Consider the following 25,352-nt stretch of genomic DNA (forward strand, 5'->3'; position numbering starts at 1 on the left):
TCAGCTTTTTCTGCAAATATATAAGGGTTTATCAAAAAAAGAAGTTATTTATTCCTTTCAATCTTTTGTACATTAAGATATTCCGGACCGTTTTCTATAGGATAACCTTCAATTTTTTCTGCGGAAATTTTTACAGTTTCACCTTCATATTTAGAAAGATCGATATTGGTGCTTTTAAGGGCATAACTTTTTTCTTCGGAAGCCAAAGTATGCGTACCATATTGGTAGGAAGTTATTCCTGAAGCCTGAACTACACCGGTAGCTTGCAGAAGAGCGGAACCATCGCCGGTAGTGTTGCTACAGGTGGAAATAAAAAAGAATAGAACACCTGCTGTAATTGTGGTTAATACTTTCATTGCTTATTTCGTTTGATCTAAAATAACTAAGATTTCTAAAAATGTGTAAGATTTAAGTCTGGAATGGATGTATTTCTGAAAACATTATTATTTTTGTGCTCCATTTAGGCCTCGTAGTTCAATGGATAGAATAGAAGTTTCCTAAACTTTAGATCCAAGTTCGATTCTTGGCGAGGCTACTTTTAACATTTTAAAAGAAACTAAAACCCTGTTAATCTTATGATTTTCAGGGTTTTGCATTTTTTATAATTTCAGTTGATATCAGATAATATGGACTTAAAAGTTCACAAATCGTCAACATTTTTTCAGCTGAAATTCTTATCTTGATCCTTTGTGAAGCAGCACAAATTGGTGGTTTTGACTTTCGTGAAATTGTTCAACTTAAAGTCATCAATTATGCGTACTCAGTCAACATTTTCAGTTTTATTCTGGATTTATTCCCAACGGGCAAAAAATAATCTTGCCGTTATCTACGCCAGAATCACTATTAACGGTAGAAAATTAAACATTAGCCTAAAGAGAAAGGTTGATGTAAACCTTTGGGATCCGAAGAAACAAAGGGTTTCCGGTAAAAGTTTAAATTCTAAAGAAGTAAACCAGTTTCTCGATCAGGAGCATTCAAGGCTTTTCCAATGTTATCAGGAATTGAGGGTGGAAAGGAAGGTTCTTTCTCCGGAAAGTATCAAATCTAGGTATTTCGGCGACAGAGAACATCTATTCTCTTTGGAAGACTTATTTAAGTACCACAATGAAAACATGTTTTCAAAACTGAAGCATAATACCTCTCGGCTTTATATTACTAGCCAGAATTATATCAGAAAATTCATAAAGAAGGAGTACGGGAGAAAAGATTTTTATTTGAAAGAACTCGATTACAGCTTTGTTATAAAGTTCGAAAATTATCTCAGAGCTGTTCGACCCCGGCACTACCAGAAAAATCTTCAGCACAATGCAGTAATGAAACATATTCAACGTCTGAGGAAGATGGTAACGCTCGCTTTCCATCTGGAATGGATCGATCGTGATCCTTTCGTGAAATTTAAGCCCCACCTGATTCATAAAGAAAGAGGATTCTTAACTACCGATGAATTAGATAAAATTGAAAATGTACAGTTGGAAATCCCACGGCTGAAAAAAGTAAGAGACCTTTTTATCTTTAGTTGTTACACTGGAGTAAGTTATGCAGACCTTATGGTTCTTACTCCACAGAACCTGGTCATCGGGATAGACAAAAAATTATGGTTAATCACCAGGAGAGAGAAGAATGGGAATCAGGTTAAACTTCCTTTGTTGTCAAAAGCAATTATTCTAGTTGAAGATTATAAAAATGATGAAGGCTGTTTAGTGATTAATAGTCTTTTGCCTAAGATATCTAACCAGAAGGTGAATAGTTACTTAAAAGAAATAGCGAAAATCTCTAAAATTGAAAAGAACCTGACCTTTCACCTTGCCCGGCACACTTTTGCAACGACAGTTGCCTTGACTAATGGAGTTCCTATTGAGACGGTATCTAAAATTTTGGGTCACAAAAAGCTTTCTACAACTCAGATCTATGCTAAGGTTATAGAAAGGAAGGTGAGTGAGGATATGGAAGTGCTACAGCTGAAATTAAACGAAGCCAGACAAAATAATTTTGAACCTACCAGAAGACTGAATTGAACAGTTACTAATGGTTAGATAATAATTAGCAGATTTTTTAAAAATTATAAATCCTGCTGACAAACCCTTGTCACCCTCCCCAATTAATTTTGTTGATATAATTAAAAGTAAAGAATGAATAAGGTTGCTGGCAAAACCGGAAAATTATAAGAATTTACTTTTTAAAACATTTACATCTAACAAATTAATTAAACCTTAAAATAATAATTATGGAGACAACAACCACCAACAAAAAAGATCAGGTAATTTCACCAGAGGAGTTACTTGAACACCTAAAAGGACACCAACGTCTTACTAGGAGAACTATTGAAGCATTTCCTGAAGATAAACTTTTTAGTTATTCGCTTGGAGGAATGCGCACTTTTGCAGATTTGATTCAGGAGCTTCTTGGGGTCACCGGTCCTGGAATTAAGGAAATAGCTACCCATAAAACTGCTGAATTACAGGAGAGTTTTGATCATCAAAACAAAAAAGCTGAGTTACTTAGAGCCTGGGACAAATCTACCTCTGAAATAGAAAAATACTGGGCGCAGATAAAACCGGAACGTTTTCACGAAACCATAAAATCTTTTGAACAATATGAAGGAAAGGTTTGGGAAAACATTTTTTATTTTATCGATAACGAAATCCATCACCGTGGTCAGGGTTATGTGTACTTGCGCTCTTTAGATATAGAACCACCAGCATTTTGGGATAGGTAATTACAACCAAGATTTTATCTTAAAACTTTGTGACAAACGAAATTCAGGTACGGCCATTTAACCGTACCTGAATTATTTATAGGCTGCTAATTTCTTTTAATTATTGAATTCCTTTTTCTGTGTTCTTGATTATTTCCCGAACACGGGTTTTTAATCGCTCCGGCTCCAGGATTTTGGCGAAATCACCAAACATTAAGTACCAACGGGAAAAACTGTCTTCCAAATCCCTGGAAAAAAAAGTCATTTCTAACTGGCTACCTAAATCTTTTTCAGAAACAAAACCATAATATTTCCGGTCAGATTCGATGTATTTCACCACTTCTTTGTCTACAAGAATACGAATTTTAGTATGCTCTTTGGCAGCAGGATCTTTTAGAAAATGATCTAAAGAAAGATGTTTTTGTTGGAAAGGAATTTCCGTACGTACTATTTTCTGTATCCTATCGGTTCGAAATTGGCGGTAATCATTTCTGAGATGACAAAAACCCATGACATACCAGTGCCGGTTTTCATGAAAAATTCCAACCGGTTCAATTTGTCGTTCGGTAGAAAATTTGGAATCCTGCGAGTGATAAAGCAGAAAAACCTGTTTCTTTTCAGCAATACTTTCAAACAAAATTTCCAAAGCATCGGGAACATTTTTATTAAAAAGTTCATCGGAAGAATTGATCGCTATCCCCGATTCTATAGCAGAAACCATGTCCTTTTCAGCGCTTCGTAATATTGATTTAAGCTTATACATAGCAGATTCATGATGTTTCCCCAATGATTTATCGGTAAATTTCTGCATCAGTTTGTCGGCCGCGACAAAACTTGTAGCTTCTTCACGAGTAAACATTACAGGTGGCAATCTATATCCGTCCACTATAGAATACCCGACTCCGGCTTCACTGGAAATTGGCACGCCAGAAGTCTCAAGAGTTCTGATGTCACGATAAATAGTTCGCAAACTAACTTCAAACCTGTCGGCTAGTTCTTGAGCTTTGACTATCCGCTTGGATTGCAATTGAATGAGAATCGTCACAATACGATCAAATCGATTAAGGGTATTTAAGCTCATAAATTGAGGATAATCTCATAAATATAGAAATTTTTACGTTTAGGAAATTATCTAAAAAATAACAGGACCACCACATTTCCTTTCATTCCGCTGCTCTTTATTCCAGGAAAAGCGCTTCGTCAAAAAAGTCATGGACCCATACCTAAAACTTATTCCTCTCCTCATAAGCTTTAGGTAAGCGTCCGTAGATTTGATCTGCGTATTTTTAATTGTGCTAACTACCCGCTTTTTTCATTTCAGCTCTACTACTCCCAGAGCCTTTACCAGCGTTACCATTTTTAATCATGCGAAGTTATGAGATTTAGAAGTTAGCCGGACTGGTATGTAAGAGCTACTCTTGTTGAATATTTGTCACTACGTCCTATCCTAATTCTAAATCCCATGTTTTATAGGCAACAAAAATGGTAACGGCGAAGGCTCTGCAGGAAGTAAATAGATGAAAGAAATATCCATTCAACTCGCTCTTTTTTCCTCTAAAATCTCAAAAAATGGAAAACGCTCAGGATATAGAAAGTAAATAGAAGTTTTTTATTAGTATTATTTGATGGTCTTTGGTGCTGTTGATTTTCTTCTATGATGTTTATGGATATCAATTAAAGGCAATTGGATTCAAAATTAATTTAACAGAAAAAAGTAGCTGTAGCCTCTTTGATAATAAGCCTTTTATGTATTTTTAAATTATTGAACTACAGTAGTTTTAAAAGTATTATTGTCTCATTTTTTGATTTGACTTTCCTGACAATAATACGCATCTAAAGAATTTGTATTGGCAATTTCCTGCCCTGTAAACCGGTATTGGTTTATGGCAGGATGGTATTAAATTTTTGCCCTTTGGGGGCAAAAGTGGAATAGCAAGAGGGTAACGGGCGGAGCCCTGTTACATATTCCACTTTTATTTATAACTAATTGATATTCAATTAATTATAAGATAGCTTAACAGCTTGAAAATATGCCTCAGCAATGATTTTTAACTAAAAACCTCCGGTAGCTCAACAAAACCGGGAAATAATTTACTAAAAAATGGATAAAGGATATGAAAAAGAGGGGTTCGTGACGATAAGCATCAAAGCCTCTGTAGCTAAAAAATTCAGGAAGTACAGCAAAGAAATTTCGAAATCCCACTCGATGACTTTGCTGCTGATGTTGGAATTTTTTGAACACAACGGGATAGCTCCAACGGAGGATTTTGGTCCCCGGATGCAAACTCTTGAAACTTTAATCAAGAAAAGGATCAATGGCGTGATCGCCATTTTGAAAGACATTGAAAAGACCCAGACCAAACCCACAACTGGGATGCTCATGGCGCTGTTGGAACCACCGGAAAAGAAACCTCTGCTATTGGAAAAAAAACAATTTCCTGATAAGGAAAATTATTAAAGGTTCTTGATCACAATAGGTTTAGGATTGTAATAAATAATATGTCAATGGAAATAAAAAAAAGATGAAAAAAACCTCACATCCGATTATGGTTAGTATCCACTCCCTGGAAACTAAAATCGATCAACTGACAAGGGAGTTTAGGATCAGGCAGATTCAGGATCCGGGATACATTCTGCTGGATAATGCTGATTTTATCCAGATGTTCAAAATAAGTGCTAAAACAGCCCAGAACTGGCGGGAAGAAGGGCTTATTGAGTATGCACAGGTAAAAGGAAAGATCTATTACAGGCTACAGGATATCAAAGACTTTATAAACCGTCACAGGAAAAGCAGGAAGTAATCTCTTAATAAAATGAATCAGGAAATATCAGTTCCCATAGAGTTCTTTATACATGCACAGCAAAAAGGCTATGCTAAGAAGCTGCAATTCTTTTTGTCCTTAAAGCTGCTCTACCGTAGCGGAAAGGCCAGACTGAATGATGGGGAGCTGCTATTTTTAGAACTGACTGAGGAGATCCACTCCCGAAGAACTACTTTGAATTATATTAAATTCCTGGTAGAAAAGGGATGGCTACAGTACAATGCAAAGACAGGATATTACATCATCAAATCCTTTGACAGGATACGAAGAGAGAACAACTGGAGAGTAAGGCTTTCTTTTCCGGTGGATTTTGATTCGTACAGGAACATCAAAGCAATTACAGGGGCAATCCTTTATGGATATCTTCATATGGACTTCTGGAGAAAAGTAAGGAGAAAGAAAAGCGTACAGATAAAAGGCAGTACCTATCATTTTCTCTCCCCTCACTTTAATTATAAAGAAGCACCTGCTCCGCTTTCTGTTCTAGGGATCTGTAACATCTTTAAGATTTCAGCATCCACCGCTTCCAGGCTTAAAGATTATGCCAAGAAGCACAACTTGCTGGAGGTTCGAAAGAATTACGGAACCATAGTTCCCAATAAAAAAGCCATGGAGCTGTGTTTAAAGTACAATGATAAAGGGAGCAATATTGTTTACCATCAGGGAAATTACCGTTTTCAGTTAATTGACACTATTTTACCTCTTTTTCTTTTTAAAAAGCGGCAAAAACTGAAAACATAAAGGAAAGGTTTATAGAATGAAAAAAATAAAAAAATGAAAGCCTTGCCTTTTTACCTTTTTAGGCGCGATAGCGCGTTTGTTTATTTCGCGGCGGAACCGTCCCAGAGCTGGTTCACCACTAGACCAGTACTTGTCTCGTACCTGTCCTGATTTTGGGATGGTTAAAAAACCATTTGCTGCTAAACCAGAATATATCCTAATGCGCACTATGTCTAATTCAAATGGAATAGCAAGTAGTTTTATTGTAGGAATATTAAGATAATTTTAGTAAATATGTAATTCCTTCCGATAAAAATTCCCCTACGAGTTTTCATCTAAGGTTAATGCTCTATTCAGTAGGGGAATATTGAATATCATTACGGTTTCCTAAGGGTACTAAGATCCCCCGCCAGGAGTCGAACCTGAAACCTGGACTTTCGTTAGTCCTGCTCTGTCCATTTGAGCTAGGGGGTAATTTGCAATCCTAGTTAAAAATTGGAAAACAAAACTTACACATTTAATAGTTTCAATCTAATTTCTGAATAGATTTTTATAAATGTAAATATATATTTAAATTAGTAGCATAACATACACATTTAATATAAAATGCAAGACAGAGCAATAACTGATATAGGTAAACTAGAGTTTGAAAAAAATGTTGACCTTAAACCCTATGAGCTTTTCACTCAGGAACCTTATCCTAATAAAGTTTGTAAAATGCTTCTGATTGAATTCCAGCAAAATGAAGAAAAGATATACTTCAAAGGTATCGATTTTCAAAATGTGAATGAGCAAAACTTTTCTCAGTACGCATATCGGAAAGGTTCTGCCCGTGGGGGTGATATTACGTTTACGACCAAATTTGGTGATTTAGATAAAAAATTAAACACACTCATTAATACTCAGTTTCCGAACTTAATTGAACTATCAGAAAAGGAAGAACCTGAGAAAGTTCTCTTTTTCAAAGATTGGAAGAATTCATTTATTGAAAATCATGATATAATCAAAGATGAATTGCAAAAGGCATATGACAATCAAGAAAAACAGGATAAGCTTAATAGCGCATTCACTTTAACTATTGACATTGAGGGTAAAAGAAGGCTGCTTTCTGAGTTTAAAATGGTACAACAGTTAATTGCTAAAAATGGAATAGAAGGAAATTATAAAAAATATAATGTTATTTCCAAAGGAAAAAACAAAGAATGTAGTGTGTGCCACAAACCTAAACCGGAAGTTTTCGGTTTTGGCTCTCCCTTTAAATACAGTACTGTAGATAAAACTGGAACAGTAAGCGGTTTCTTTAATCAAAAAAACAACTGGATAAATTATCCAATTTGTGGAAGTTGTGCTATTGAAATGGAATTGGGAAAAAATTATATATCAAAATACCTTAAAAAATATTTTTTTGGTAAAAGTTATTATTTAGTTCCCAAAGCTGTTCTGCCGAATGACACGGAAGCTCTGAGCAATGCTTTGAGCCTTTTTAATGAAATTGATTATCAAATAAAAAATAGTGAATCTATTTCCTCATCTGAGGATTTTTTGATGGAAAGGATTGGTGAAATCAATAACAATGTATTCACATTGAATCTCTTATTTTTTGAAGAAAACCAAACAACCAAAGCTATTAAAATAAAGATGATGCTGGAGGAGATTCCACCTTCCCGGTTTAGGAAATTATTTATTGAAGTACCAAAAATTGTAAATAATAACCCCCTTTTTAAAAATGTAGATTACCACTTCAAGAAAAAACAAAAACAGGATTTACGTTTTAGTTTTAGATTAATCAAACAATTTTTTGAGGATAATTTTTATGAAATGACCTATAAGATATTTATGGGAAGAAAAATAAATGAAAAGGAGCTACATAAACGCTTTATGACAGTTATACGAGCAAATTATATTAAAAAAGCCAACAATGAAGGATTTGTGGAAAATGGGGATTTATTGATTGCTAAGTGCTATCTACTTCAAAGCTATTTTGCTGAACTCAATTTAATCAATTATGGTAATTAAATATTAGAACTATGGTAACCGAAGAAGAAAAAGAAGAAATCAGTAAAAAAGTTTCCTTTGATTTTGAAAAGCTGAAAAGCTTCATCTCAGAAAACGAGGATCTTGTAAAACAAGATGCATCTTCCGGAATTTTTAGCCTTGGTGTTCTTGTTCACTTGGTGTTCAGTATGCAACAGGCGAATCTGGGAAGTACACCATTTGAAAAAAAACTAAAGGGATTGCATATTACATCGAGAGATGTTGAGCGGATTTACACGGAAGCAGTAGAAAAAGTAAATCAGTATTCATATCAGAATACCTATAAAGATCTCCGTGAGTTTATTGCTGGTAAGCTAAAAACCAATAAAAGAGAGATCGAAAAAATGTCTAATCAGGAAATCTCATTCAATTTTGTATGCGGACTTGAACTAGGAAGAAAATTTAAATCATAGTAAACAACCAAAAATAACTATAATGGCAGAAATTAGAAATCGCTCAGAAATTTTGTTCTTATACGAAATTGAAAATGCAAACCCAAATGGTGATCCTTTAAATGAAAATCGCCCACGATTTGATAGTGAAGAGAACAAAGTTCTTGTTTCAGATGTACGTTTAAAAAGAACTATAAGAGATTATTGGTTTGAATATAAAGGTTATAATGGCTCTGATGAAAAGGATATTTTTGTGAGAGAAACAAAATATTCTGACGGTAAAGAAGAATATATTTCATCTGGTTCACGAAGGGCTGAATTGTTCAAAGAAAGTAGTGACAAAGTATTAGAAACCTGTATCGATGTACGTGTTTTTGGAGGTGTTTTGCCAATTAAAAAAGATACCTTCACCTATACCGGTCCAGTTCAGTTTCAAATGGGCAAATCATTGCATCAAACCGAAATCATTACTGAGCAGGGAACAGGTGCTTTTGCTTCTGGAGACAAAAAGAAGCAAACTACATTTAGGACAGAATATAAAATTCCCTATGCGCTCATTGGTTTCAATGGAATTGTGAATGAAAAAGCTGCACAATACACTAAAATGACCGCGGCAGATCGGGAATTGCTATTGGAGGGAATTTGGAACGGTACAAAAAATCTTATTTCTCGCTCAAAATTCGGTCAAAACCCATTGCTGCTATTTACAGTAAATTACAACGAACCTTACTACATAGGTGGCTTGAGACAGCGTTTAAAAATAAATTCAGAGAAAAGTGATTTGCAGATAAGAAGTACCGAAGATTATAAAGTGGACCTTACCGGCTTACTTAAAGAAATTAAAGCTCAAAAAGATAAAATTGAATCTATTGAAGTGCAGATCGACAGCCGATTAGAATTTTTAAACAATGGCGAAACATATAATTTAGAAAACAAAACATATCAGGTAAATGATTTCTAAAACAGTTCTCATATTCGATGTTTCTGGGGAATATGGACATTTTAGAAAATTCAATACCACGACTTCTCCGTTAACTTATAGTATTCCAACACCTTCAGCCATTTTTGGACTTTTAGGAGCAGTTTTGGGTATAGAGCGAGAAGATTCTCATAATAAAATTAGAGAAGGAACAGAACACTTAAGAGAAGTTTTCTCCAGTAAAAATGCTTTGGTCGCAGTAAGACCTCTTTCAGAAATAAAGAAAGTAAATATTGGATTTAATCTTTTAGATACAGGCTCCTACCAATCGTTTTTCAATGTAACAAATAGAACCCAAATTGAATATGAACTTTTAAAAGATCCAAAGTTCAGAATTTATCTGAGCTGGGATCATCATCTAAAAAGTGAATTGACCGAACGCTTACAAAATAAGAGATTTCATTTCAATCCTTATTTGGGCATTAGTCAAATGACTGCAAATGTGGAATTTATAGGAGAAAAGGAGTTAATTGAAATTTCTGAAAAGGATTATATAGATTTTAATACGGCTATCAACCTTTCAGAAATCCAATCGGAAAAAACTTCCATTGATGTTGACTTTATAAAAGAACGTGTTTTTCAGGTTGAGACTTTTCCACTAGATATGCAAATTGATAGAATAATTAGACGCTACGGGGAAATTTTGGTAGAGATGAATGGCGACAGCGTAAGGGCAATGCCGAATAAAAATTCCTTTACCATCAAAAATGAAGGAAATATACAATTCCTATGAAAAATATTGAGTCGCATCCAGGAATTCCACTGGTCAATCATCTAAAAGAAGTTGCGAAAAACTGCTCAAGAATTGCCAATGGAAATACCACAAGTTTTGGTTTCGATAAAAAAGTCAAAGCCGATTTGCTTTTTATTTGCGGCTTTTATCACGATTTAGGAAAGGCTACTTCTTATTTTCAAAATTATCTGCATAATCCGGATAAGCCCCATAATAGTTTAAAAAATCATTCTCTTCCTTCAGCTGTTTTTGTGTTTTATGTTGCCCAACAATACTTAAAAGAAAGTGGGCTTACTAAAGATGAGAGGTTTTTGCTAAGCGTGATTTGCTTTATTGTTGTAAGAAGACATCACGGTAATCTTGGCAACTTTAAAACTGAATTAGGCATTGAGCATTTTAAGGAGGATTTATTGAAGCAATTTAAATCCATAGATAAAGAAGCTATTCAAGAAATTATCCAAGTAGGGAATGAAAAACTTGAAATTTCTGTAGACTGGGATAATTTCGTAAATTGGTTTGAGAATGATGGATTCAATAAAGAAACGCGTTTTGAACTCATCGAATTTTATACACTCAATTTCCAGAAAAAATGGGAAAATTCTAAAAAATCCGAAGCCTATTATCTTTTCTTATGGATGTTTGGAGCCTTATTGTTTTCAGATAAATCTGATGTCATCCTGGCTGGAAAGTTTCCGAAAATTGAGCAACTCGACTTAAAATATTTAACTGCCTTCCGCGAAGATAAGGGCTTTAATAAGCCTTCCACGAGTATTAATAACCTCAAAAATGAAGCTTATTTTTCAGTCATAGCATCTTTAGAAAATAAATTTGAAGCTTCCATTCATTTTTATTCTATTACGCTACCTACGGGTTTGGGGAAAACACTCACCTCTCTTGGAGCTGCATTAAAATTAAAAGAATTAGCAAAACTAAAGGAGGGGAAAATTATTATAGCCATTCCATTTACCAGCATAATCGACCAAAATTATGAAGTTTATCGAGAGGTTTTTAATGATCCTAATAACTCATTGCTTTTGAAACATCACCATTTAGCCGAACCTAGTTATAAAGAAACTGAAGATGCTGTTCGTGATTCTGAAGAAAGCCAATATTTAATAGAAACCTGGCAAAGTTCTGTGGTGGTGACAACATTTGTACAGCTATTGGAATGCCTAATAACCAATAACAAAACTAAGCTACTTAAATTTTCCGCTTTATCTAATTCCGTGATTATTTTGGATGAAGTCCAACAAATCCCACACCCACTTTGGGAAATTATCCGCCAGGCATTTTTCTCTATTGCAGAGCATCTGAATTGCTATATTATTTTAATGTCTGCCACACAACCGTTAATCTTTAAACCAGAAGAAGAAATCACTGAATTAGTGGAAAATCATCAACACTATTTTTCATTCTTTAACCGAACAAGACTTGTAAATAAAACAAAAGAATCTATTTCGTTAGATGAATTTACTGAAGTCATAATTGAATACTGTTTGGATAACCATAAAAAGGATGTTTTAATAATTTTAAACACAAAAAAGACAACCCTGGAAACCTACCGGAATATTTATAGAAGTTTTGAAAATGAAGAAAATGAGATTTTTTATTTGACAACCTTAATTACTCCTTTTGAAAGGAAGAAAATTATTGATAAAATAAAGTCAGAGAAAAATGGTAAACGGCAAATAATTGTAAGCACACAACTGGTTGAAGCGGGCGTTGACATTTCTGTGGATACTGTTTTTAGAGCACTTGCTCCATTGGATTCTATTATTCAGGCAGCTGGAAGGGCTAATAGATATGATGAAAAGGGAGAAGTAAGCGAAGTATATCTCTATAAAATTGAGGAATTGGAAAAAGTAACCGGTTTTATCTATGGCGCTGATTTAATCAAGAAAACAGAGAATGTTTTAAAGGATTTTGATACTATTGAAGAAAAGGAATATTTGCAATTAATACAGCGCTATTTTGAACAGGTAAAGGATCTTTCTGTTTATTCTGAAAATAATTACCTGAAAAGCTTATTAGCGTTAAATTTTGAAGAAACTGGGAATTTTCAACTAATTGAAGATACAAAATCAGAATCAATTTTTATTGGACTAAATGAAAAAGCAAAAAAAGCTTGGAGTAAATTTATAGCAATTAAAGAAGAAGAGAAAATAGATGTTTTTGAAAAGAAAAAAGCTTTTGCCTCAATAAAGGCTGAATTCTATGATTACGTAATTAACATCAACATTCCTTTCCAGGAAGAAGATATTGGACTTCCATTAGAACCAAATTATGGGTTCTACTATATAGATATAGAAGAACAGCCAAAGCCAATATATAACCGTAATGCAGACTTTAGTGCTAACAAAGAGGGATATATTTTTGACGGGATAGAGGTTCTAACCTTCTAAAGAAGACCTTTTTCCTTATCTTTAGTACATCAAAAAAACCATAATGCTATGGAAATCAATATTTCAGGAAATGATAAAGAACGCTTGAATTATCATTGGCTACCGCCAACATTAAAGATTTTAAGCATATTAAGAATGTAGAATCGATGAATCCTTCATAGCTCTTGATCTTCCACTAAAACAAGGAAATTTTATGACCAACATTACCACCACGCAACAACTTCAAATTACGCAAATTAAATTTCCGGAAATTAAACTGCAAACCCGTGATGCGCATAAATTGCGCGGCTACTTCGGAAATTTATTTAAAGAACATTCGCCTGTATTGCACAACCACTATGAAGACGGTCGCTTCAGGTACAGGTATCCCGAAATTCAGTATAAAGTACTCAATAAAATTCCCACGCTAATAGGCATTAATGAAGGTGCCGACCTTCTTCCAAAGCTTTTCCTTAAAATAAAAGTTATTGATATCGATGGGGAACAATATCCTGTAGACACTAAAAACATTGAATGTAAAAAGGTAGAAACAGGATTTAGCGATTCTTTGAACGAATATCAATTTACTACTCTCTGGATGGCTTTAAATCAAAAAAATTATCCGAGATATCAGGATTTAAAATCCAAAAAAGAAAAAGACGATATGCTCAATAGCATTCTTGTAGGACATATTCTAAGTTTTTTCAGGAATACAGGAGTTGAACTTCAACCCACAGAACGTTTAATGGCTAAAGTGGATGTTCAGGAAAAAAGCACCAACTTCAAAGAAAATAAAATGATAGCTTTTTCAGGAAAGTTTATTGTAAATGCACTACTTCCGGATGAAATTGGTCTTGGTAAATCTGTCTCACGGGGCTTCGGAAGTATTAAAAGAATTTAATGCAGATCTTTATAAACACATATGGAACTTATGTTCATGTAAAAGATGAAATGTTTCAGATAAAAGTCCGTGAAGATAAAAAGCGGCCTGTTAAAGTCAATCATATCGCCGCTCATAAAATCACAAGTTTTATTATGTCTAAAGGTGCGGCTCTAAGCACCGATGCCATTGCTTTGGCGCTAAAACACAACATAGACATTGTAGTTGTAGAAAATGACGGACACCCCATGGGCCGTTTTTGGCACAGTAAATTAGGAAGTACAACAAAGATTAGGAAACAACAGCTCGTTGCCTCATTAAATGAAGATGGCCTGATTTGGATAAAATCATGGCTCTGCCAAAAATTGGAAAATCAATCTGATTTCCTGAATGATCTAAAAAAGCACCGCAAAAACCTACACGTATTTCTGGATGAAAAAATAGCGGCAATTCTGAATTTCCGTGAAAAAATTAACAATGCTAAAGCAGGAACTGTTTCAGAAGTAGCAGAATCCCTTAGGGGTTGGGAAGGTTCCGCGGGAAGGTATTACTTTGAAGCACTTTCAGAATGTATGCCAGAAGCCTTTGCGTTTAAAGGAAGGAGCTTTCGCCCTGCACAAGATGAATTCAATGCAATGCTCAATTATGCCTACGGAATTCTTTACAGCCGTATAGAACGTTCCCTAATGCTTGCAGGACTGGATCCTTTTGTAGGGTTTATGCACCGGGACGATTACAATACTAAAAGCCTGGTATTTGATTATATTGAACCCTACCGGATTTATGCAGATCGTTTTGTGTTCAGACTGTTTACCGGGAAAAAGATCAATAAAACCTTCTTTGACAGTTCAACCGCGGGTGTTTCTCTCAATACGGAAGGAAAAGCCTTTTTTGTTTCCCCATATCTCGAATTTTTGGACAGTGAAAAAATCCGATATAAAGGACGGTTACAAACCCGTTTGAATGCGGTGCAGCTCGAAGCTCACAATTTTGCAAACCAGTTAATAAGGTAAGGATGATCACCTGGGTTTTATATGACATAAAGAATAACAGTGCGCGGAATTTTGTTTCCAAGGCTTGCAAAAAAGCCGGATTGTACAGGGTCCAGTATTCTTGTTTCCTTGGTACTCTCAGTGCAAACGAAAAAGATAGCCTGGAGCTGCAAATTGAAAAAGTTATAAATGAAGATACAGACAAGGTCTATCTTTTCAGGATGAATAAGGAGCAGCTGAAAGACTGCAGTATGTTGGGGCAGGCATTTGATGAGAAAATGGTAACCGATGAAGTAAAAGCCCTCTTTTTCTAATGCAGAGTTTTTATCCGTCTCAAATTATAGAGTACCTCTACTGTCCGCGATACACTTACTTTGAATATGTTCTTCGGATTCCGCAGTATGAAGAAAAATTCTACAAAGTAAACAGGGGCCGCGAAGTCCACAACGAAAAATTGGAACGTAACAAGGAATACCTGAGAAAAAAGATTGGAGTTACTGAAAAATGGACAGATCAATATTTAGGAATTGAAGGGTTAAGAGGAAAGGTAGATGAAGTATTGCAATTGAATGACGGCACCTATGCTCCCCTGGATTACAAGTTTGCGCAGTGGAAAGATAAAATCTATGATACCTATCGGCAGCAACTTTATTGCTATGCCATTTTAATAGAAGCCGTTTTTGGCGGAAAAGTAGAAAAGGGCTTTTTGGTGTATACCCGCAGTAAAAACAAATTGGTTGAAGTAGAAATTAAAGAAAATGCCAAGGCTGAAATCAAAAAAAGCATGGATGAAATGCTTGAAGTAATCCAGGAAAATAAATTTCCCAAAGCCACAAAGGTTAAGAAAAGATGCTTAAATTGTACCTACCGGAACATTTGTATAAAATAGCAAGTCCGGATAGCAATTTATTTTTCTTAACTTCAAAATTAGTGCTGATGTTAGCAATAATAAAGAATTACCAATACGGAGAAGTCTCAAAAAAGCTTCAAATTCAGTTCTTTGACATATTGAAAAATATAGAATTAGGAATTGCAAATCAAGTGCAACGCACTTTAAATATTAAATTTTTGGAAGGAATCGACTTCCAGACTGATCCAATTAGAAACTAGGATTGAAACTTTTATACCAAAATGAAAAAAGACTAACCCACCATCCTTCCAGACTGATCCAATTAGAAACTAGGATTGAAACCAAAAACCTCACTTTTTGTTGAAAATATGCACTATTTCTTCCAGACTGATCCAATTAGAAACTAGGATTGAAACGAGATACGATTTTTGGCGTAGGTGATGATAATTCGGCTTCCAGACTGATCCAATTAGAAACTAGGATTGAAACGAATGGTTCCAACCGAATAACACTTTCAGATTCCCACTTCCAGACTGATCCAATTAGAAACTAGGATTGAAACTGAGCAGTATATGAGAACTGACCAGGTTCCTTTTAACTTCCAGACTGATCCAATTAGAAACTAGGATTGAAACACTATACCGGTGAAATGACCTTTGATGCGCCATTTGCTTCCAGACTGATCCAATTAGAAACTAGGATTGAAACTAATTCTCAATAACGATAAGGCCTACCAGCCCGAAAGCTTCCAGACTGATCCAATTAGAAACTAGGATTGAAACTTTGGCTTATCATATGCCCCTTCAGGTACCGGTTCACTTCCAGACTGATCCAATTAGAAACTAGGATTGAAACACTTTGTATTCAGTTCGTTTCTTTCTTCGAGATAACCTTCCAGACTGATCCAATTAGAAACTAGGATTGAAACTATGTGATTGTGGTTGTGATGAAAATAATATAGTTACTTCCAGACTGATCCAATTAGAAACTAGGATTGAAACATATCGAGAGGGTTTATAATCACAAAAACCAAAACCCTTCCAGACTGATCCAATTAGAAACTAGGATTGAAACCCTAGCTTACTTTTCTTTGCATTGTAACCTTCTTCCTTCCAGACTGATCCAATTAGAAACTAGGATTGAAACCGAAAATGAGCCTCCTGTAGTTGGAGATAATGAATTCTTCCAGACTGATCCAATTAGAAACTAGGATTGAAACACTCTGATGGTAGTTTTACTTACACACCGAGTGTAGCTTCCAGACTGATCCAATTAGAAACTAGGATTGAAACCATTCTCCTCTGGTAACACGCCACCTTCAGTTTCAGCTTCCAGACTGATCCAATTAGAAACTAGGATTGAAACGCTACTGGCGGCATCATCACCGTAGTAACTGAAAATCTTCCAGACTGATCCAATTAGAAACTAGGATTGAAACAGAGCTGTATTTGCAAGGCGATCTTCCCGGCGCTTGCTTCCAGACTGATCCAATTAGAAACTAGGATTGAAACTCAGTTTATTAATGCCATTACTGAAGGATTGGTTACCTTCCAGACTGATCCAATTAGAAACTAGGATTGAAACCAGACTTCAACATCGATGGTATTTCGCAAAAGTGGACTTCCAGACTGATCCAATTAGAAACTAGGATTGAAACCTTTTCAGGCTCAGGAACCTGTAAGCGAATATCCCACTTCCAGACTGATCCAATTAGAAACTAGGATTGAAACCAATTTTGGTCAAACTTCTGAAGGAGTAGGTTTCTTCTTCCAGACTGATCCAATTAGAAACTAGGATTGAAACCAAGGTTTGAAATTTCCCATGGATTCCCTGGATAACACTTCCAGACTGATCCAATTAGAAACTAGGATTGAAACACAACACACAACGAAAAAGTCTAGGCTCTAGATCTCTCTTCCAGACTGATCCAATTAGAAACTAGGATTGAAACTTGTAGATCTGGCCTACCCATGTGGTTTCCATTTCCCTTCCAGACTGATCCAATTAGAAACTAGGATTGAAACGAAAAAGACGGATCAATACTCTCAACGACCTTGAGGCTTCCAGACTGATCCAATTAGAAACTAGGATTGAAACTCGGCTCTTTTCCTATTTCATTCTTCAAAGCCGTTAACTTCCAGACTGATCCAATTAGAAACTAGGATTGAAACTTCCCCTTGAGAGAAAGAATAGATCGCGCGTTATATACTTCCAGACTGATCCAATTAGAAACTAGGATTGAAACAGATCGTATTGGATAAAAAACAGTATTCAGAGCCGCACTTCCAGACTGATCCAATTAGAAACTAGGATTGAAACCTTCTCCTGGATGGATGCCAGGGAGAAAAAAGGCCGCTTCCAGACTGATCCAATTAGAAACTAGGATTGAAACACGTCGATACTGAAAAGGCTATTGACAAATGTTTGACTTCCAGACTGATCCAATTAGAAACTAGGATTGAAACGATAATTTCAAGATTGGGTACCAGGACGGGAGCGAACTTCCAGACTGATCCAATTAGAAACTAGGATTGAAACCGCAAGTTGTCTGATCTAACACAAAAAGAATTTGGACTTCCAGACTGATCCAATTAGAAACTAGGATTGAAACCAAGAATCCCGTCTTTTTACGACAGCAGGAGGTAATCTTCCAGACTGATCCAATTAGAAACTAGGATTGAAACATCTCCCAATTAGAAAACAACTGTCCGTATTTTTGCTTCCAGACTGATCCAATTAGAAACTAGGATTGAAACATTATTCCTTCGTTAAAAGCATTTGAAACTTTTTCTCTTCCAGACTGATCCAATTAGAAACTAGGATTGAAACCGCAGTTGAAAAAGCTGCTCAGGCTCCTACTACCAACTTCCAGACTGATCCAATTAGAAACTAGGATTGAAACTACTCTATCGGTTTGAAGCCGTCCAGGTAATGCCCTCTTCCAGACTGATCCAATTAGAAACTAGGATTGAAACCGCTTATGGGTTATCTCTATTTCGCCAGGACACTGCCTTCCAGACTGATCCAATTAGAAACTAGGATTGAAACTTATTTTGTGATCCTGTAATAGATTGATATAATCATCTTCCAGACTGATCCAATTAGAAACTAGGATTGAAACCCTCATAGCCTGTACAGCTATTATATTGAATAATTCTTCCAGACTGATCCAATTAGAAACTAGGATTGAAACCTTATGAGAATGGCGCGCTAATTTTCATGGCCGCCACTTCCAGACTTATCCATTGAGAAACTAGGATTGAAACAACGTCCCGAAAGGATATATAAGGTTTTGAGAGGTCTTCCAGACTTATCCATTGAGAAACTAGGATTGAAACGTAGTCGTGGCATTGGGATCATTAATAGCTTATTTCCTTCCAGACTTATCCATTGAGAAACTAGGATTGAAACTTGGTTGGAAGGCAATTTTTAATAATCTATCTTCTACTTCCAGACTTATCCATTGAGAAACTAGGATTGAAACAACGAGATATAGCTTCTCAAACCTTCGCTAACCTTGCTTCCAGACTTATCCATTGAGAAACTAGGATTGAAACGTGGATATGAAGTTTGGGTATGACAACATTGTAAAGCTTCCAGACTTATCCATTGAGAAACTAGGATTGAAACTTGCTTTGAAGATAAACTGCATTTCATCAGCAGCTCCTTCCAGACTTATCCATTGAGAAACTAGGATTGAAACTCATAAAGGTTCTGAATATATAGGCTCTAAAGGTGACTTCCAGACTTATCCATTGAGAAACTAGGATTGAAACCCGAGATGCAGTTATATGCAGAAAACAGGGCTTATTCTTCCAGACTTATCCATTGAGAAACTAGGATTGAAACTGAAGATATGCTGGACCTGGAGCCTGAAGATTTGAACTTCCAGACTTATCCATTGAGAAACTAGGATTGAAACAAACTCAAGATATAGCAGAATGGAAGAACAGTTTACCTTCCAGACTTATCCATTGAGAAACTAGGATTGAAACATTGATATGAACTTAATTAACGACAATTTAAACTGGCTTCCAGACTTATCCATTGAGAAACTAGGATTGAAACCTAGTAGATCTTCCATTATTTACTATCTTTGATATTCTTCCAGACTGATCCAATTAGAAACTAGGATTGAAACATAGTAAGGTCTTCTCATCACTATCATTGTAGGTCTCTTCCAGACTGATCCAATTAGAAACTAGGATTGAAACGTTTGTATTTCATGCCACTTGTAGGTTTTGGAGTTCCTTCCAGACTGATCCAATTAGAAACTAGGATTGAAACATCAATCCGGCCCCCTACAGCCATTAACCTTAATCAACTTCCAGACTGATCCAATTAGAAACTAGGATTGAAACTTACTGGTTCTGCCAGGTGCATACATTGCTCCCCCTCTTCCAGACTGATCCAATTAGAAACTAGGATTGAAACGTTCCCAGGTCTCTTATTCCAGTCATCTGCTCTACGCTTCCAGACTTATCCATTGAGAAACTAGGATTGAAACTTGTAATAGCCCATTAATCCCTCTTCCTGGTCATCCCTTCCAGACTTATCCATTGAGAAACTAGGATTGAAACTTAGGTTTTGGACTTACGAAATTATGGAACTGAGCCTTCCAGACTTATCCATTGAGAAACTAGGATTGAAACCAATTTTGGTGCTACATCTGAAGGGATAGGCTTTTTCTTCCAGACTTATCCATTGAGAAACTAGGATTGAAACAAAACGAGTTCGAACAAGGCGAGAGTTTGGGGCACTTTTCCAGACTTATCCATTGAGAAACTAGGATTGAAACTTCCACGGAAAAACGGTAAACCCACCGTAGATCCCGGTCTTCCAGACTTATCCATTGAGAAACTAGGATTGAAACCTCCAAAGTGGGCATAGATAGATTCGAAATAACGAGCTTCCAGAATAATCCATCAAGAAACTAGGATTGAAACCGTTCTTTCTATGTAGAAAAGGACCTAAAGAATTATCTTCCAGAATAATCCATCAAGAAACTAGGATTGAAACTTTCCAGCCTGGAGAGTGTAGCCCTGCAAGAAGCAGCTTCCAGAATAATCCATCAAGAAACTAGGATTGAAACTGGTTCATCCAGGCGGCCATAAAATCAGCCTTTGGCTTCCCTTCCAGAATAATCCATCAAGAAACTAGGATTGAAACGGGTTGCCCCGGATTTCTTAAGTACCACAAAATCTCCTTCCAGACAGATCCATTTAGAAACTAGGATTGAAACGTGTGTTTTTTTCCCTGGATGGAATAAGTCAGGAAGTTGACTTCCAGACTGATCCAATTAGAAACTAGGATTGAAACCCTGGTGGCACATTCTCCACAGGTTGTTTTCTTCAACTTCCAGACTGATCCAATTAGAAACTAGGATTGAAACACCGATTTGGCAATTCCTCGTTGTCCCAACGCAAAGCTTTCAGACTGATTCAATTAGAAACTAGGATTGAAACTCCTAGTGTTGTAATTTTCCCTGAGTTGTTATTTTCTTCCAGACTGATCCATTGAGAAACTAGGATTGAAACATATCGTAGAAGAAGAAGGAACGACCACAGATCACTCTTCCAGACTGATCCAATTAGAAACTAGGATTGAAACTTGAAACGTATGCCAGTGGCATTCCAGATATCGCAACTTCCAGACTGATCCAATTAGAAACTAGGATTGAAACAACTGAACTCCAAAAGCACGTATGCGCAAAGTTTGGCTTCCAGACTGATCCAATTAGAAACTAGGATTGAAACACTGATTCTGAAATACCACAACATTATTTAAATGTTCTTCCAGACAGATCCATTTAGAAACTAGGATTGAAACTTGCCGTCAGCAGATGGATACATCTTATCGTCTACGCTTCCAGACAGATCCATTTAGAAACTAGGATTGAAACACTGCGTTGATGTTTGCTGCAACATAAGATCCTACAGCTTCCAGACAGATCCATTTAGAAACTAGGATTGAAACTCAGGTCCATTCCAAACCAAAAAGAACGCGGCTTACTCTTCCAGACAGATCCATTTAGAAACTAGGATTGAAACGTTCCTGGTAACGTTCCCTGCCCACGCGTGGGATAACTTCCAGACAGATCCATTTAGAAACTAGGATTGAAACTTACTGACACTTACTATGTGCCGCATAAACTTAGGAACTTCCAGACAGATCCATTTAGAAACTAGGATTGAAACTCAGTAATGGATCTTCTCAGAGTATTTTGAATTCCCTTCCAGACAGATCCATTTAGAAACTAGGATTGAAACACGTTTACCGTTGCAGGCTTCATTTTTGAAGTAGAACTTCCAGACAGATCCATTTAGAAACTAGGATTGAAACATAGGTTCAGATAATTTGTATTTTGGAATCATCTTGCTTCCAGACAGATCCATTTAGAAACTAGGATTGAAACGCAGATTCCCACCCGTTCGTCCAGCCTTCTGAGTTTACTTCCAGACAGATCCATTTAGAAACTAGGATTGAAACTCCAGTAACTCCAAAGAATCCGTACCCTCCTCGTAACTTCCAGACAGATCCATTTAGAAACTAGGATTGAAACGTGCGCTCATCAATCTTTATCGTAACCATTCTGAATCTTCCAGACAGATCCATTTAGAAATTAGGATTGAAACGTTCTTCGATTCGTCCAGTAAGTGCAGCCTGGATACTTCCAGACAGATCCATTTAGAAACTAGGATTGAAACGTTGTGACCGACTGCATAACATCATATAAAAAACACTTCCAGACAGATCCATTTAGAAACTAGGATTGAAACCGGCATTGCTGGAATTCCGCAGTCCTGAAGATGCTGTCTTCCAGACAGATCCATTTAGAAACTAGGATTGAAACAATCCGTTAGTTATACCATACTTTTCAGGGAGTAAGCTTCCAGACAGATCCATTTAGAAACTAGGATTGAAACCCATTCTTTGCGCTTCATTACGAGTTAAATTCTTTTCTTCCAGACAGATCCATTTAGAAACTAGGATTGAAACATAAAGATGATAACAGCCGAATTAAAATATCCTCCACTTCCAGACAGATCCATTTAGAAACTAGGATTGAAACATATCCACTAGCCATGCCACAAATACAAAGCGTAAACTTCCAGACAGATCCATTTAGAAACTAGGATTGAAACTTTGCAAGGGCGTTATAACCGTGAAGTCTTATGTAACTTCCAGACAGATCCATTTAGAAACTAGGATTGAAACACATAGCCTATAAGCACATATGCCTTATCACTGTAGGCTTCCAGACTGATCCAATTAGAAACTAGGATTGAAACTTTGTTTGTGGTCTTGCCATATCTCAGGGGGTGTTTTCTTCCAGACTGATCCAATTAGAAACTAGGATTGAAACTTCCACGATTCCTTTATATTCATCCACAATCTCGGCACTTCCAGACTGATCCAATTAGAAACTAGGATTGAAACTCAATTTGTCAACTGTACTTATTGGAATTGATCCACTTCCAGACTGATCCAATTAGAAACTAGGATTGAAACAAATGCCACGACGAAATAATAGAATCAAGGGTATTTCTTCCAGACTGATCCAATTAGAAACTAGGATTGAAACTTTCCTGCGTATCTCATTACTCAACAATATCAAAGCTTCCAGACTGATCCAATTAGAAACTAGGATTGAAACCAGACCCGGCACCTTGCTTTTTGGCTGCGGAGTTATTCTTCCAGACTGATCCAATTAGAAACTAGGATTGAAACACTCTACGGGATTGGTTTGTACTTCGGCTTTAGGTTCTTCCAGACTGATCCAATTAGAAACTAGGATTGAAACCCTTTTGAATCCCAGATCCGCTGAATGAGGCCATCATCTTCCAGACTGATCCAATTAGAAACTAGGATTGAAACGTTGACTTTTCCAAAGCAAGAAATAGCGTTCTATTCCTCTTCCAGACTGATCCAATTAGAAACTAGGATTGAAACGAGAAATGGCAGACGAATGTAATATAGGCATAGGTGCTTCCAGACTGATCCAATTAGAAACTAGGATTGAAACCCAGGTCGCTATCTTCGGCAGGTAAACAGATATGCACTTCCAGACTGATCCATTGAGAAACTAGGATTGAAACGCTGATTTTTCTTCCTTCATCCAGTGATCAAAATACGCTTCCAGACTGATCCAACAATAAACTAGGATTGAAACTTACCTACCCTGTGGATGTAGAGCTCGTCGATTTGACTTCCAGATTAATCTATTTAGAAACTAAGATTGAAACTATATAAGCAGGGCAATAGACCGGTAGCTGCTTATACTTCCAAATTGATCCATTGAGAAACTAGAATTGAAACTCAGATTTCAAATCGTGATGAAGTGATCTTCCAGCCTAATCCAAATATAAACAAGGATTAAAACTCGCCAAGCTTGACCCGCCTAATGATAACCGTATTTTCCAGGCGGATCCAACAAAAACCAGGATTGAAACTGAAGTCGATGTACAGCTTTGTGCCGTTCATCAAAACTTTTAGAATGATCCAATTTAGACAGGTTTTAGCATTTCATGAGATATAGTATTGGGCCACAGTTATTTGTGAAATGTTTTCTTTTATTTCGATTGTTTCGTTTATTTCGTTTAAATTTGTATCAAATCAATCAATTAGAACAATGGAAGAATTAAAGAATATAAAGAGGCCTTCTAAGGAAGAGCAAACTACAGCATTTGAATCTTATAATGCGCTAGAGGCCGTATTAAAAGAAATCAAAGATAAATCTCCTGAAATTGAAATAGAAGAGACTAAAGATAAAATAAGAATTCCTCTTAAGGCTTTAAAGTTGTTGGCTAAAATTTTAAAAGCAATGGGTGATGGAAAACCAATTTCTATAGTGCCCGTTGCTGCTGAAATGACAACTCAGGCAGCAGCAGAATTTTTGAGTTGTTCCAGACCTCATTTTGTAAAACTAGTAGAGGAGGGAAAAATTCCATTTACAAAAATCGGTAAACATCGAAGGGTTAAATTTGAAGATGTTTCTCGTTATAAGAATCAAATGAAGAAAGAGCAGGAAGATTTAATTATTCAAATGATGAAGTCAGACGAAGAATCCGGATTATATGATTCATAGTGTTCGCTTTATTTGTGTTTTGGACACCAATGTAATTTATCCACTATTAGTTAGGGATTTAATGTTTTGGTTTGCTTATTACGAATTGTTTACTCCTAAATGGAGTCAGCATATTTTTGATGAATGGGATAATGTCATGGACAGAAAAGGTATTCCAGAAGAAGAAAGGGTTAAAAGAATCAATTTCGCCAACAGAGCATTCCCGGACGCGATGGTCAATAATTATGAGCAACTAATAGAAAGTTTAGATTTACCCGATGAAAAGGATCGACATGTATTAGCAGCAGCTATAAAAACTAACGCTAATATAATTGTAACTGAAAACTTGAAGGATTTTCCGAAAGATTATTTAGCATCCTTTGGTCTAAGTGCTAAATCTAGTGATGATTTTTTAACTGATATAATTGATTTAAATCCTGAAAAAGCAGTTGAAGCTTTCAAAAAACTTGTTATGAATAGGACTAATCCTGACTTAGATGAATTTCAGATTCTTGATCGATTGAGGAATCTTGGTTTAAAAGATACAGCAAATTATTTACACGCCTGTCTGTAATAATTATGGCCAATGTCCCGTATAAAAACCCTGCGAGCTGGCGAGCGTGATTGTCCGCATGTCATTTAACAGCAATTGACTATCTTTGATATGCGAAGTGAAAATTCACCAATTAGAGTTCACAGATCGTCAACATCATAAACGTTAATTGGGTAAAGCCTTTTAAAATAGGGCCTCCGGAGAGAAAGTTCGATTCTTGGCGAGGCTACTTTTAATATTCAAAGTAAATACGA

At 36.1% G+C, this 25,352-nt stretch carries 18 protein-coding genes, 1 tRNA gene and 1 CRISPR repeat array; of the genes, 17 read left to right on the plus strand and 2 right to left on the minus strand.

The window, feature by feature from the left end; genetic code table 11:
• Window positions 1-44: 44 nt before the first annotated feature.
• The gene (locus RM545_RS03275; protein ID WP_311493886.1) at window positions 45-356 is read right to left on the minus strand and encodes a hypothetical protein; all 312 of its coding nucleotides are present in this window, start codon (window positions 354-356) and stop codon (window positions 45-47) included.
• Window positions 357-463: 107 nt separating this feature from the next.
• On the opposite strand from RM545_RS03275, the gene RM545_RS03280 reads away from it, so the two are divergent.
• The 3 genes from RM545_RS03280 to RM545_RS03290 all read left to right on the plus strand — a co-directional run bounded on the left by RM545_RS03280 (window position 464) and on the right by RM545_RS03290 (window position 2,716).
• A tRNA-Arg gene (locus RM545_RS03280) sits at window positions 464-535 on the plus strand.
• Between the two features lie 217 nt (window positions 536-752).
• Complete coding sequence (locus RM545_RS03285; protein WP_311493887.1) at window positions 753-2,015, plus strand: site-specific integrase; 1,263 nt, start codon at window positions 753-755, stop codon at window positions 2,013-2,015.
• Between the two features lie 209 nt (window positions 2,016-2,224).
• Window positions 2,225-2,716 carry a DinB family protein gene (locus RM545_RS03290; RefSeq protein WP_311493888.1) on the plus strand — a complete coding sequence of 164 codons (492 nt, stop codon included), beginning with the start codon at window positions 2,225-2,227 and terminating at the stop codon, window positions 2,714-2,716.
• Window positions 2,717-2,816: 100 nt separating this feature from the next.
• Here RM545_RS03290 and RM545_RS03295 read toward each other — a convergent pair whose 3' ends face one another.
• Window positions 2,817-3,776, minus strand: coding sequence for a helix-turn-helix transcriptional regulator (locus RM545_RS03295; protein WP_311493889.1), 960 nt, complete (start codon window positions 3,774-3,776; stop codon window positions 2,817-2,819).
• Window positions 3,777-4,796: 1,020 nt separating this feature from the next.
• On the opposite strand from RM545_RS03295, the gene RM545_RS03300 reads away from it, so the two are divergent.
• The 14 genes from RM545_RS03300 (at window position 4,797) to RM545_RS03365 (ending at window position 25,119) form a co-directional block, all read left to right on the plus strand.
• Window positions 4,797-5,153: a BfmA/BtgA family mobilization protein gene (locus RM545_RS03300; RefSeq protein ID WP_311493890.1), complete on the plus strand. Its 357-nt coding sequence runs from the start codon at window positions 4,797-4,799 to the stop codon at window positions 5,151-5,153.
• A gap of 64 nt (window positions 5,154-5,217) precedes the next feature.
• Window positions 5,218-5,496: a helix-turn-helix domain-containing protein gene (locus RM545_RS03305; protein ID WP_311493891.1), complete on the plus strand. Its 279-nt coding sequence runs from the start codon at window positions 5,218-5,220 to the stop codon at window positions 5,494-5,496.
• Window positions 5,497-5,508: 12 nt separating this feature from the next.
• Window positions 5,509-6,258, plus strand: a complete 750-nt coding sequence (locus RM545_RS03310; protein ID WP_311493892.1) for a hypothetical protein — start codon at window positions 5,509-5,511, stop codon at window positions 6,256-6,258.
• Window positions 6,259-6,843: 585 nt separating this feature from the next.
• The gene (locus RM545_RS03315; RefSeq protein ID WP_311493893.1) at window positions 6,844-8,253 is read left to right on the plus strand and encodes a TM1802 family CRISPR-associated protein; all 1,410 of its coding nucleotides are present in this window, start codon (window positions 6,844-6,846) and stop codon (window positions 8,251-8,253) included.
• 11 nt (window positions 8,254-8,264) lie between these two features.
• Window positions 8,265-8,684 (plus strand): TM1802 family CRISPR-associated protein, encoded by a 420-nt coding sequence (locus tag RM545_RS03320; RefSeq protein WP_311493894.1) that lies wholly within the window; start codon window positions 8,265-8,267, stop codon window positions 8,682-8,684.
• 22 nt (window positions 8,685-8,706) lie between these two features.
• Entirely contained in the window at window positions 8,707-9,624 is a 918-nt protein-coding gene (gene cas7b, locus RM545_RS03325) for a type I-B CRISPR-associated protein Cas7/Csh2 (protein WP_311493895.1), read from the plus strand.
• The gene (cas5b, locus tag RM545_RS03330; protein WP_311493896.1) at window positions 9,614-10,375 is read left to right on the plus strand and encodes a type I-B CRISPR-associated protein Cas5b; all 762 of its coding nucleotides are present in this window, start codon (window positions 9,614-9,616) and stop codon (window positions 10,373-10,375) included. The genes cas7b and cas5b overlap by 11 nt, the downstream gene beginning before the upstream one ends.
• Entirely contained in the window at window positions 10,372-12,777 is a 2,406-nt protein-coding gene (gene cas3 / locus RM545_RS03335; protein ID WP_311493897.1) for a CRISPR-associated helicase Cas3', read from the plus strand. Before cas5b ends, cas3 begins: the two co-directional genes overlap by 4 nt.
• 193 nt (window positions 12,778-12,970) lie before the next feature.
• Complete coding sequence (locus tag RM545_RS03340) at window positions 12,971-13,657, plus strand: CRISPR-associated endonuclease Cas6 (RefSeq protein ID WP_311493898.1); 687 nt, start codon at window positions 12,971-12,973, stop codon at window positions 13,655-13,657.
• Window positions 13,657-14,649 carry a CRISPR-associated endonuclease Cas1 gene (cas1, locus tag RM545_RS03345; RefSeq protein ID WP_311493899.1) on the plus strand — a complete coding sequence of 331 codons (993 nt, stop codon included), beginning with the start codon at window positions 13,657-13,659 and terminating at the stop codon, window positions 14,647-14,649. The genes RM545_RS03340 and cas1 overlap by 1 nt, the downstream gene beginning before the upstream one ends.
• Before the next feature lie 2 nt (window positions 14,650-14,651).
• Window positions 14,652-14,942 (plus strand): CRISPR-associated endonuclease Cas2, encoded by a 291-nt coding sequence (gene cas2 / locus RM545_RS03350; protein ID WP_311493900.1) that lies wholly within the window; start codon window positions 14,652-14,654, stop codon window positions 14,940-14,942.
• Complete coding sequence (gene cas4 / locus RM545_RS03355; RefSeq protein ID WP_311493901.1) at window positions 14,942-15,517, plus strand: CRISPR-associated protein Cas4; 576 nt, start codon at window positions 14,942-14,944, stop codon at window positions 15,515-15,517. The genes cas2 and cas4 overlap by 1 nt, the downstream gene beginning before the upstream one ends.
• Window positions 15,518-15,710: 193 nt before the next feature.
• A CRISPR array of direct repeats spans window positions 15,711-23,861; the repeat unit is 37 nt; unit sequence CTTCCAGACTGATCCAATTAGAAACTAGGATTGAAAC.
• A gap of 249 nt (window positions 23,862-24,110) precedes the next feature.
• Window positions 24,111-24,566: a helix-turn-helix domain-containing protein gene (locus RM545_RS03360; protein WP_311493902.1), complete on the plus strand. Its 456-nt coding sequence runs from the start codon at window positions 24,111-24,113 to the stop codon at window positions 24,564-24,566.
• The gene (locus RM545_RS03365) at window positions 24,556-25,119 is read left to right on the plus strand and encodes a VapC50 family PIN domain-containing toxin (RefSeq protein ID WP_311493903.1); all 564 of its coding nucleotides are present in this window, start codon (window positions 24,556-24,558) and stop codon (window positions 25,117-25,119) included. The genes RM545_RS03360 and RM545_RS03365 overlap by 11 nt, the downstream gene beginning before the upstream one ends.
• The last annotated feature ends 233 nt before the right edge of the window (window positions 25,120-25,352 follow it).

Source organism: Autumnicola lenta (genome assembly GCF_031846515.1).
GTDB lineage: Bacteria > Bacteroidota > Bacteroidia > Flavobacteriales > Flavobacteriaceae > Autumnicola > Autumnicola lenta.